This is a genomic window from Skermanella sp. (genome assembly GCF_059503625.1).
In genome coordinates this window covers 1-10,054 of record NZ_JCACHA010000762.1, presented here as the reverse complement: position 1 = coordinate 10,054, position 10,054 = coordinate 1, and the positions used below count along the sequence as shown (strand labels likewise).

The 10,054-nt window shown below is 64.9% G+C and carries 11 protein-coding genes; 4 read left to right on the top strand and 7 right to left on the bottom strand.

The features are described from left to right. Together AC5JJ6_RS26505 and AC5JJ6_RS26500 are read left to right on the top strand one after the other, a co-directional pair. On the top strand, nucleotides 1-538 hold a 538-nt coding region (locus AC5JJ6_RS26505), incomplete at its 5' end, for a putative glycolipid-binding domain-containing protein (RefSeq protein WP_496044943.1). A gap of 40 nt (nucleotides 539-578) precedes the next feature. After that, nucleotides 579-1,436: a hypothetical protein gene (locus AC5JJ6_RS26500; RefSeq protein WP_496044942.1), complete on the top strand. Its 858-nt coding sequence runs from the start codon at nucleotides 579-581 to the stop codon at nucleotides 1,434-1,436. Between the two features lie 22 nt (nucleotides 1,437-1,458). Here AC5JJ6_RS26500 and AC5JJ6_RS26495 read toward each other — a convergent pair whose 3' ends face one another. The 6 genes from AC5JJ6_RS26495 to ftsE all read right to left on the bottom strand — a co-directional run bounded on the left by AC5JJ6_RS26495 (nucleotide 1,459) and on the right by ftsE (nucleotide 8,342). Beyond that, nucleotides 1,459-3,807, bottom strand: coding sequence for an adenosylcobalamin-dependent ribonucleoside-diphosphate reductase (locus AC5JJ6_RS26495; protein WP_496044941.1), 2,349 nt, complete (start codon nucleotides 3,805-3,807; stop codon nucleotides 1,459-1,461). Between the two features lie 266 nt (nucleotides 3,808-4,073). Next, nucleotides 4,074-4,772 carry a lysophospholipid acyltransferase family protein gene (locus AC5JJ6_RS26490; RefSeq protein ID WP_496044940.1) on the bottom strand — a complete coding sequence of 233 codons (699 nt, stop codon included), beginning with the start codon at nucleotides 4,770-4,772 and terminating at the stop codon, nucleotides 4,074-4,076. Nucleotides 4,773-4,991: 219 nt separating this feature from the next. Beyond that, the gene (locus AC5JJ6_RS26485; protein WP_496044939.1) at nucleotides 4,992-5,753 is read right to left on the bottom strand and encodes a TrmH family RNA methyltransferase; all 762 of its coding nucleotides are present in this window, start codon (nucleotides 5,751-5,753) and stop codon (nucleotides 4,992-4,994) included. 422 nt (nucleotides 5,754-6,175) lie between these two features. After that, the gene (locus tag AC5JJ6_RS26480) at nucleotides 6,176-6,778 is read right to left on the bottom strand and encodes a YdcF family protein (protein ID WP_496044938.1); all 603 of its coding nucleotides are present in this window, start codon (nucleotides 6,776-6,778) and stop codon (nucleotides 6,176-6,178) included. Further along, nucleotides 6,775-7,656, bottom strand: coding sequence for a cell division protein FtsX (locus AC5JJ6_RS26475; RefSeq protein ID WP_496044937.1), 882 nt, complete (start codon nucleotides 7,654-7,656; stop codon nucleotides 6,775-6,777). The genes AC5JJ6_RS26480 and AC5JJ6_RS26475 overlap by 4 nt, the downstream gene beginning before the upstream one ends. After that, the gene (gene ftsE / locus AC5JJ6_RS26470) at nucleotides 7,656-8,342 is read right to left on the bottom strand and encodes a cell division ATP-binding protein FtsE (protein ID WP_084721288.1); all 687 of its coding nucleotides are present in this window, start codon (nucleotides 8,340-8,342) and stop codon (nucleotides 7,656-7,658) included. The genes AC5JJ6_RS26475 and ftsE overlap by 1 nt, the downstream gene beginning before the upstream one ends. Before the next feature lie 185 nt (nucleotides 8,343-8,527). On the opposite strand from ftsE, the gene AC5JJ6_RS26465 reads away from it, so the two are divergent. After that, complete coding sequence (locus tag AC5JJ6_RS26465; protein WP_496044936.1) at nucleotides 8,528-9,199, top strand: MJ0042-type zinc finger domain-containing protein; 672 nt, start codon at nucleotides 8,528-8,530, stop codon at nucleotides 9,197-9,199. Nucleotides 9,200-9,311: 112 nt separating this feature from the next. Further along, the gene (locus AC5JJ6_RS26460; RefSeq protein ID WP_496044935.1) at nucleotides 9,312-9,698 is read left to right on the top strand and encodes a response regulator; all 387 of its coding nucleotides are present in this window, start codon (nucleotides 9,312-9,314) and stop codon (nucleotides 9,696-9,698) included. A 15-nt stretch (nucleotides 9,699-9,713) separates the two neighbouring features. Here AC5JJ6_RS26460 and AC5JJ6_RS26455 read toward each other — a convergent pair. Beyond that, on the bottom strand, nucleotides 9,714-10,054 hold a 341-nt coding region (locus tag AC5JJ6_RS26455; RefSeq protein ID WP_496044934.1), incomplete at its 5' end, for a DUF4175 family protein.

Sequence of the window (10,054 nt, the reverse complement as noted above, 5' to 3'; positions counted from 1 at the left end):
GCGCCGATGGGAAGGTCCGGGGCTTGAGCATCTGGTTCTTCAGGAAGGACCGTTGGGGATAGTCGCGGAGGCAGCGGTCATCGGCGGCGACGCCGAGGAAGATTTCGCCATGACCTACAGGATCGCCTGCGGTCCGGACTGGGAAGTCCGCACCCTGGAGACCCGCATCGTCGGCATGGCCTGTTCGATCCAGATCGCCAGCGACGGCTTGGGGGCTTGGACGACGGCCGGAGGATCGCCACTCCCGGCCTTGGACGGTGCGGTCGACGTCGACATCGTGGCGACCCCCTTTACGAACACTTTGCCGATCCGCCGCCTGCGCCTCGACGAAGGGCAAAGCGCCGAAATAATCGTCGCCTATGTCAGCGTGCCCGATCTGGCGCTCTCGGCATCCCGGCAGAGATATACTTGCCTGAAGTCAGGCGCACTCTACCGGTTCGAGGCGGTTGAGAGCGGCTTCAGCCGCGATATCGCGATCGACCGGCATGGGCTGGTAGTGGAGTATCCCGACCTGTTCCGGCGTGTCGCCGATGCTTGACCGGAACACCGGCCGAAGCGTCCGCGGATCGGACACGCGCATGGTCCCGAACCCGGATATAACCGAGAGGGAGATCCTCGATCATCTGGAGGACATCTGTGCCACCGAGGATTTCAGAAGGTCGTCTCGGTGCAGTGGCTTTCTCCGCTACGTCGTCGGGGAAACTCTTGCCGGAAGGCCTGACCGCATCAAGGCTTATGCGATAGCCGTGTCCGTACTCGGGCGCGACGAGACTTTCGATCCGCAAGTCGATCCGGTGGTCCGGATCGAAGCGGGTCAGCTCAGGCGGCGATTGGAGCACTACTATCTGACCGGCGGAGCCGGTTCCAGCATCCGGATCGACTTGCCCAAGGGTTCCTACGTACCGAGCTTCAGCCGCGCGGCCCAGCCGATGCCGGCGGCAGCGAACGTGGACAGTCCGTCTGTCCGCAAGGGCAGGCGGATGCCGGTTTCAGCCATAAGGTGCGCGGCGGTCGTAGCCGGCACGGGCTTGGCCGTAGCGCTGATGTTCGGACTGGGCAGACCGTCGTCGTGGACAGTTCGTCCCGTGCCGATGGTCCAGATAAACGCCTTCGTTCCCGCCGATGCCTTGAGCGCGGAAATGGCTTCGGGCCTTCAGGACGAGCTTCGGCGGGCGCTGATCGACCACGACCACTTCACCGTCGTCAGTATGGAACACGCCGCCGAACCGGCGCCGGCCGACTTCGTGATGGAGGGAAGTGTCCGCTGCGTCGACGGCTGGATCCGGGTCAGTGTCAGACTGATGGAAGCACGCACCCGCGCTTACGTGTGGGCGCATGCCTATGACCGTCCGCTGGCTCCGGAAGCGTTCCTTGCCGACCAGACTTCCATTGCGGCAGCCATCGCCCGGCAGATTGCGGTGCCGGCAAGCCTATGACGGCCCGCATCTACCCGAAGGCTCAAGAGCACTTCGAATAACCGCAGTTCGCACAGAGATCGCAGCCTTCCTGGCGAAGCAGTCCGGGCTGTCCGCATTGCGGACATTGACGCAGGCGAACGGGAGGGGATATGTCGCCGGGGTCTTCCTCGGCCGACGGCTTGGAGTTGACCCGCTGAAGGGCGCTCTCCTTCCGGTTCCCGGCCAGATCCCCGGCATGGCTCTTGTGTTCCGGCAGGAATCCGATCTCGATCATGTGCCGCTCGATCACCTCGCCGATGGCGGCAAGAAGGGATGGCACGTAGCGCCCGCCCATCCACTGACCGCCGCGAGGATCGAACACCGCCTTCAGTTCCTCGACCACGAAGGCGATATCGCCGCCCCGCCGGAAGACGGCGCTGATCATGCGGGTCAGGGCCACTGTCCAGGCGTAATGTTCCATGTTCTTGGAGTTGATGAACACTTCGAACGGCCGGCGCCGTCCGTCCTGGATGATGTCGTTCAGGGTGATGTAGAGCGCATGGTCGCTTTCCGGCCAGCGCAGCTTGTAAGTCTGACCGGGCAAAACCTCCGGCCTGTCCAGCGGCTGCGTCATGTAGACTATGGCGCCCGCTTCCTGCGTTTGGCTGGGCGCCGGAGCGGGTGCACGGGGCTTCGGTTCGGCCTTGGGCTCCGCCTTCTTGACCGCCAGGACCGACCCGGTGACGTCATTGGGCCGGTATGTCGTGCATCCCTTGCACCCCAGATCGTAGGCCTGGACGTAAACGTCCTTGAAGGCTTCGAAGGACAGGTCCTCCGGACAGTTGATCGTCTTGGAAATGCTGCTGTCGATATACCTCTGGGCCACGGCCTGCATGACCACGTGGGCGGCTGGCGTCAATGTCTGCACATCCACGAAATAGTCGGGCAGGGGAGCGTCCTCTCCGAACTTCTGGCGGAACAGGCGATAGGCGTGGTCGGATACTTCCTCCTGCCGTCTGGATCCGTCCGGCATCAGCACCGTCCGGTCGTAGCTGTAGGCGAAAACAGGTTCGATGCCGGAGGAAATGTTGTCGGCGAACAGCGAAATCGTTCCGGTAGGCGCTATCGACGTCAGGAGCGCGTTGCGGATGCCGTGCTTCGCGATGGCTTCGCGGACATCGGCGTCCAGCGTACGGATGTTGGCGCCCTCAAGGAATTTCTCCGAGTCGAACAGCGGGAAGGCGCCTTTTTCAGCCGCCAATCCGGTCGATGCCAGATAGGCATGACGGCGCAGCGCCGCGAGCCACTGCTCGGTCAGCGAAACCGCCTGTTCGCTGCCATAACGTGCCCGGCACAGGATCAGCGCATCGGCCAGCCCGGTGACACCCAGCCCGATGCGCCGCTTGGCCTTCGCTTCCGCCTGCTGCTCGGGCAAGGGGAAGCGCGATGCATCGACGACATTGTCCATCATTCGGATGGCGACCGGCACCAGTTCCGCCAGCCTGTCCATATCCAGCCGCGCCTGTTCGGTGAACGGGTCGCGCACCAGCGCCGCCAGATTGATCGATCCCAGCAGGCAGGCGCCATAGGGAGGCAGCGGTTGCTCCCCGCATGGATTAGTTGCAGAAATACTTTCTGCATACCAAAGGTTGTTTTGCTGGTTGATCCGGTCGATGAAGATCACGCCGGGCTCGGCATAGGCATATGTGGCCCGCATGATGCGGTCCCACAGATCACGCGCCGGGACGGTCTTGAAGACGCTGCCATTGAAGACCAGAGGCCATGCATCGTCCTGGCGAACCGCCGTCATGAACGCGTCGGTCACCAGGACCGACAGGTTGAACATGCGCAGCCTGCCGGCCTCCCGCTTGGCCTCGATGAAAGCTTCGATATCGGGGTGGTCACAGCGCAGCGTCGCCATCATGGCGCCCCTGCGATGGCCGGCGCTCATGATGGTGCGGCACATGGCGTCCCATACATCCATGAAGGACAACGGGCCGGAGGCGTCGGCTCCGACACCCAGTACGGGAGACCCCTTGGGGCGAAGCGTCGAGAAGTCATAGCCGATGCCGCCACCCTGCTGCATGGTCAGCGCCGCTTCCCGCAGGTTGGAGAAGATGCCGCCCATGTCGTCCGGGATCGTCCCCATGACGAAGCAGTTGAACAGGGTTACCGTGCGTCCCGTACCGGCCCCGGCAATGATGCGGCCCGCCGGCAGGAACTCGAAACCGGACAGTGCCTGGACGAATCGGTCCGTCCAGTCGGCCGGGTTGGTCTCCACCTCGGCAAGCGCTTTGGCGACACGCGTCCAGGTGTCGCTGACGGTTTTGTCCACAGGCTGACCGTCGAGCATCTTCAACCGGTATTTCATATCCCATATCTGCTGGGATATGGCTGCTACGGTCGTCATTCCGCTCTCCCGTCTGGCGTTCGATCCTGAAAGGACCAAATCGTCGAATACACGCAAAAACAAGAGTTTCCGAGATTTTGACGATTGGCAAGATGAACTTTACGGCCAGCGGATCATTCGATCGACAAGCTACAGTTCATGGTTTGTTCCGAAAAGAGTCGCACTTGAGCCTTAAGCTGGAAGGACGGGTTTGTCTTGCCTTAGACATATGGACCGGCGGAAAGGAAGCGCGTAGATCCACAGAGTTTTCCACAGGCTAAAAAAACCTAAGGCACGGCGGCGGGCGCTCCATCGGGCAGAGGCCTGGACGGCTTGACCGTAGGCGGTCCACCGGCTTCCATCACCAGCCGGTCGCTTGCAGCCTCCAGCCTGGATTCCAGCTCCGCCATGACGGCATCCCGGCTCAACCCCGGCTGGATCGGCGGCAGGAACTCGACGACGATCCGGCCTGCATGCTTCCGGAAGCTGCGCCGCCCCCAATAGATGCCTGAGTTGAGGGCCATCGGTACGATAGGGATGTTCAGTTCCTTGTACAGGACGGCGACCCCTACCCGATAAGGGAGATAACGCCCGACCGCCGTCCGTGTTCCCTGCGGAAAGATCACGATGGGCCGGCCTTCCGCCTTGACGCTCCGGGCTCCCTCCACCATCGAGGCGATGGCACGGCCCCGGGCACCGCGATCGACCGAGATCATCTTGGCCTTGGCTGCATACCAGCCCCAGATCGGCACCCACAGCAGTTCCCGCTTCAGGATGACGGCGGGGTCATCGAGCAGCAGGTGGAGCTTCATGGTTTCCCAGGCGGACTGGTGCTTTGCCGCCAGCACATAGGACCCCTCGCGCGGCAGGTTCTCCTGCCCCCTTACCTCATAGTCGAGGCCCAGGATCGTGCGCTCCAGGAAGTGGATGGTGCTCATGTACCATTCCACCACATGCACCATCTGCCGGCGCGGAAGCAGCAGCATCCATAGAAGGCCGAAGCAGCACACCGTCGTCCAAGAAAAGAACGCGATATTGAAGAAGAGCGAACGGACGGCGGTCATGGGTCCCGAGGGTAAGGATATCGAGCGGGCAGCGAGTGCCGGAGGGTGTTTCTAGCGGGTTCTCGCGGCGGATTCCAGTGCGGCCTGCCGAATGGGTTTGCGTCTGGAGGTCGCGGGGCCGCCGCCGTCGGAAGACGCGGCCTACCGCCGCGCCGTCCGGGTCAGTTCGTGGATAAGGATGGCGGCCGTCGCGGCGACGTTGAGCGACTGCACCCGCCCGGAGCCGCTCAAAGTCGCGACGCCTTCGCAGGCATGCAGGGTAGCGGTGCCCAAGCCCTCCTCCTCGTTGCCGAGCACGATCGCGACGGGGCGGCCGTCCGATGACAACCGGTCAAGCGGTTCCCCCCGGCCGAGCGCCGTCCCGAGCACCTTGTAGCTGGACTTCAACTGCTGGAGCACCTTGGGAAAACCGGTCGCCTTGTAGAGCCGGACATGCTCCATGCCGCCCTCGGCGACGCGGTAGCTGGCTTCCGACGGCCCGGCCTGCGACGGATGGTCGGAAATGACGATGCGGTCGAGGCCGAAGAAGGCCGCCGTCCGGACGATGGCGCCCAGATTGTGCGGGTTGCCGATCCCGTCCAGCAGCAGCAGGGGCTTCCCCTCCGCCGCCCAGCGCTTCGCTTCCGCCGGGTCGAAGTTCATGATCGGGCGGAGCCCCGTCACCGCGACGACACCGCCATGGAGCACGGTGCCCGCTACCCGCGCGAGTTCGTCCGCATCGACCTGACGGTACGGCTTGCGAGCCTTGCCCAGCTCCTTGCAGAAGCCCGCGACGGCCGCCGCGTTCCGTTCGTCGAAGAACAGCCGTTCCACCAGCCGTCCGTTCCGCTCGAACAGGGCGGTGACGGCGGGAAGACCGGTGATCCGCAGCATCTTGGGCGCCGGCTCCGGCGGACGATCCATCAACTGCGGCTCCTCGCGGCGGAGCCGGGGTGCGTTTGCCGCCGGGCGCTGGCCCTTGCCCGGCGGCTTGTTCGAAGAGCGCGGTCCCTTGTTAGCGGGCTTCGAATCCGCCGAAGGCGTCCGGGGCGCGGACGCCCTGGTCGAGCCTGACGAGGGTCGGGGGCCGGAACGCGTGCCGGGCTCGGTTCGGGCGGCAGCGTCGGCGCGGAAGCCGGAGGAGGTCCCCGGCGAACGCTCCGGCCGCACCTTTTCCGGACGCGATCTTTCTGGTCGTGCCTTGTCCGGTCGTGCCTTGTCCGGGCGGCTGTCCGGCGGCGGACGCTGTCCCGTAGGCGGGCGCGGTCCCGCAGGCGGACGGCCCGATGGGTCTCTGGAGCGGGGCGGCTTGGGCATGGGATCGAAATTCCTGCTGGAAGCGGCGTTCAGCCCCGCAGCGTGTACCGCGCCAGGGCGAACAGGTATTTGTTGTACTCGTTGACGATCAGGGCCAGCGTTCCCGGCCAGCGCCACCAGTCGGCCAGCCTGACGGCATTGGGTGCTACAGGATGCGGCACCACGTCCGCCTCCGGCAGGGCTATGCTGAACTCCAGCAGGCTTCTGCGCATGTGATAGTTGGACGTCACCAGACGCAACGACGAATAATGCCGGCTGCGCATCCAGGCCGCCGTTTCCGCAGCGTTGCCGACGGTGTCGCCAGCTTGATAGCCCAGAACGATGCAGCATTCCAGCGTGCTGGGCTCCAGCCGGGATGCCCGCAGCATTTCCCGCAGTTCGACGCCCTGGTGTACGCCCGAAACGAACAGCGTGCGTCCCAGGCCTTCTGACAATAGCTGGACACCGGTGGCAATCCGGTCGCTGCCGCCGGTCAGGACGACGATGGCATCGGTAGCCCGGTCGGCCCAACCCTCCTCGCGCGGGATGGTCTGGGCGAACCAGATCAAGCCCGTCAACCATGCCGCCAGCGCCAGACCGGTCAGGATCACCGGCGGCAGCAGCACGCGCGCCACGCGCTGCACCAGAATCACGGCAGCCGCGCCAAGGCGCGCATGACGGTCAGACGTGCCGTCACCGCCGCCAGCAAGGCCGCGATCAGCGGGACTCCGGCAAGGGACAGAAGCTGCATCGGCGTCAGGCTCATGTCCGGCATCAGCCCGGCTGAAATCTCGCCGCCCGCGCGCGTCAGGCCGAACAGTGTCGCCGCGGCCAGCACCGTACCGGCGATCCCGCCACGTACGGCCAGCCCCAGCACATGGCTTTGGAACTGCCGGGCGACATAGCGGTCCGGCGCACCCATGACGTGAAGCAGTTCGACGACCGCGCCGTGGATGGCAAGGCCGGCGCGCGATACGAAGATGACCGTGGCGACGGCGGCGCCGCCGACCAGGGCCACCACGCCCAGGGCCACCGTCTCGACCGCCCGCGCGATCGTCAGCACGTCCTTCAGCCATGCCGCATGGTCGTCCACCTCGGCGCCGGGCACCGCCACCTTCAGGCGCTGGGCCAGACCGCGTACGTCGATTCTGCCGCCGGACATGGTCACGTCGATCAGCGCCGGCACCGGCAAGCCGGCGCTGATCGCGCCATCGCCCAGCCAGGGTTCCAGAAGGCCGGCCATCTGTTCAGGCTTCAAGGGTTCCGCCCTGGATATGCCGGGGGTCGCGCGCAGCACGCCCAACGCGGACTCGACACGGGTGTCCAGGCTCGGCTGGCCGTCGGGCAGGGGCGGGACCTGGATCGTCAGCGTGCCGGCCAATCCCTTGTCCCAGCGTTGCGCCATGCCGGACAGGACCATGGACCCGGCCAGCGCCAGGATCGCTAGATAGACCATCAGCGCGATGATCCAGGGAAGGAAGCGGCCGGTAACGTCACGTTGCAGCGGCAGATCGTAGTGGGTACGGAACATCAGGCGATCCGGGTTGCGGTGGCGTTCCGCGGCAGGTGCTGGAGCATGCCCTTGTCCAGGACCATGCGCGCATAGCCGAATCGCTCGATCATCATTTCGTTATGGGTCGCGATCACGATCGTCGTGCCGAGCTTGTTCAGTTCTTCGAACAGGTGAAGCAGCCGCATGCCGATGCGGTCGTCGACGTTGCCCGTGGGTTCGTCGGCCAGCAGGAGGCTGGGACGCGTAATCACGGCGCGGGCGATGGCGACCCGCTGCTGCTGCCCTCCGGACAGCGTGGCCGGCTTGTCGTTAAGGTGATCGCCAAGGCCGACCCAGCTCAGCAGTTCGGCGACGTGCTCGCGGACCTGGCCTTCCTTGGCGCCGGCGACGCGCAGGGGCAGGGCTACATTGTCCAGGGCCGACAGGTGGTCGAGCAACTGGAAGTCCTGGAACACCACGCCGATCCGCCGGCGCAACGGCGGCAGCTCCGCCCGTTTCAGCGATGCCACGTCATGACCGAACATGGTGATGAGGCCGCGCGACGGCCGATGGGCAAGGTACATGAGGCGAAGCAGCGAAGACTTGCCGGCACCGCTGGCGCCGGTCAGGAAATGGAACGTCCCCGGTTCCAATGTGAAGCTGACATCGCGCAGCACTTCCGGCCCCGTGCCGTAGCGCATGCCGACATTCTCGAAACGAATCAAATTCTCGGACCTCGGTAACCTGAGTCGGCGCGCAGCATCGCACGCCACCCCTGAGGGCGTCTACAACAGTGGTGCGACCGTTGATTTCACGGCGCTTTAGGAGCATCAACAAGCCCCCGACTTGCTTAATACCTCCTTAGTTTCTATAAGACATCCTACGAATCCACGAATTATTCACGCCATTTATGATCCTCACCTGCCCGACCTGCTCTACCCGCTATTCAGTCGAACCCGCCAATCTTGGCAGGGACGGGCGGGTGGTCCGTTGCGTCAAATGCGGCCATACCTGGATGCAGCGTCCGCCGGCCGATATGCCGAAATCGGTGGACCTGGATTTCATCCCCCCGCCGGAGGAGGTAAAGCCGATCCCGCCGGGATCGAACCTGCCTGCCATCCGCAAGCAGGACAAGCCGAAGGCGTCCAAGAAGCCGCTCGTCATTTCGGCCGTGGCGGCGGCACTCCTTCTTCTGGTCGGCGGCGTCTTCATGCGTCAGGATATCGTCGAATTATGGCCACCGGCGGCGCGTCTGTTCGAAACAGTCGGACTGCCGGTCGACGCGCTCGGTGCCGGACTTCAGTTGCAGCATGTCCGGTCGGAGAAGCGGGTCGAGGACGGGATCACCGTGCTCGTCATCGAGGGACAGGTGGTCAACGTCTCCGACCGCGAGCGCCCGGTGCCGCCGTTGCGCGCCGTGTCGCTCGGACCGGACAAGACACCGCTCGGCGACTGGACGTTTACGGCGTCGCATGAGACCCTGCTGCCGGGCGAGATCGCGACCTTCGTCAGTCAGATGCGGGAGCCTGCCGGCGTAATCGCCGAAATCGCCATCACGTTCCAGCCCGCACACGGCGGCTGAACTACCCCCGCTGCGGAAAGCGGACCTTCGGCGGCGTCATGGACCGGCGGCCCGGCGTCCGGCTTACTGGCGGGAGCAGGTTTTTCCTTTCCGCGCTCGTGAGCACACTTCGATGATGGCTGCATCCGAATCACCCGCCGTCCCACGCGTCCTTGTCGCCGAGGATGACGTGGCGGTCCGTACCTTCGTCACCCGGTCGCTGACGCATGCCGGCTTTTCCGTCGTGGACGTGGAGGACGGGCAGCAGGCCTTGCAGGCGCTTGAACTGGAACGATTCGACCTGCTGGTCGCCGATATCGTCATGCCCGTGCTGGACGGCATCGCGCTGGCGCTGAGCGCCGGCAGCCGTCAGCCCGACCTGCGCATCCTCCTGATAACCGGCTATCCGGCCGAACATAAGCGGGCTCGCAACCTGGATGCCCTGATCCATGGCGTGATCGCCAAGCCCTTCAGCCTTCAGGAGCTTGGCGTCGCCGCGCGGGCGGCCCTGGAGCGCTGAGGCGGCCTCTTCGGCTCAGAACCGGCGCAGCAGCCGGTCGATATAGTCCAGTTCAAGCTGCGGCCGGTTGAAATCGCCGGCGCGGCGGCGCAGTTCGTCCAGGATTTCGCGGGCACGCTGAAGGTCGGACTGCTCCGGGATGCGCACATCGTTGTTGTCGCTCTGCCCCACGCTGGGCAGGGACCGGCCTAGCGGGTCGCGGCCTCGGTTGGACTGCTGCATCTGCGGCTGTCCCGGCATCTGGCCCTGCTGCTGTCCCATCATCATCTGTTGCGCCATCTGCTCGGCCATGGATTGCAGGCCTTGCTGAAGCTCGTCCAGGGCTTGGGTCTGCGGCTGGACCGCCGCACCGGGCT

What these genes read in the sequence shown, in the direction of transcription:
- AC5JJ6_RS26500 (WP_496044942.1), top strand. Translation starts at nt 579, where the DNA reads ATGGTCCCGAACCCGGATATAACCGAGAGGGAGATCCTCGATCATCTG.
- AC5JJ6_RS26495 (WP_496044941.1), bottom strand. Translation starts at nt 3,807, where the DNA reads ATGACGACCGTAGCAGCCATATCCCAGCAGATATGGGATATGAAATAC.
- AC5JJ6_RS26490 (WP_496044940.1), bottom strand. Translation starts at nt 4,772, where the DNA reads ATGCTGCTGCTTCCGCGCCGGCAGATGGTGCATGTGGTGGAATGGTAC.
- AC5JJ6_RS26485 (WP_496044939.1), bottom strand. Translation starts at nt 5,753, where the DNA reads ATGGATCGTCCGCCGGAGCCGGCGCCCAAGATGCTGCGGATCACCGGT.
- AC5JJ6_RS26475 (WP_496044937.1), bottom strand. Translation starts at nt 7,656, where the DNA reads ATGTTCCGTACCCACTACGATCTGCCGCTGCAACGTGACGTTACCGGC.
- AC5JJ6_RS26465 (WP_496044936.1), top strand. Translation starts at nt 8,528, where the DNA reads ATGATCCTCACCTGCCCGACCTGCTCTACCCGCTATTCAGTCGAACCC.
- AC5JJ6_RS26460 (WP_496044935.1), top strand. Translation starts at nt 9,312, where the DNA reads ATGATGGCTGCATCCGAATCACCCGCCGTCCCACGCGTCCTTGTCGCC.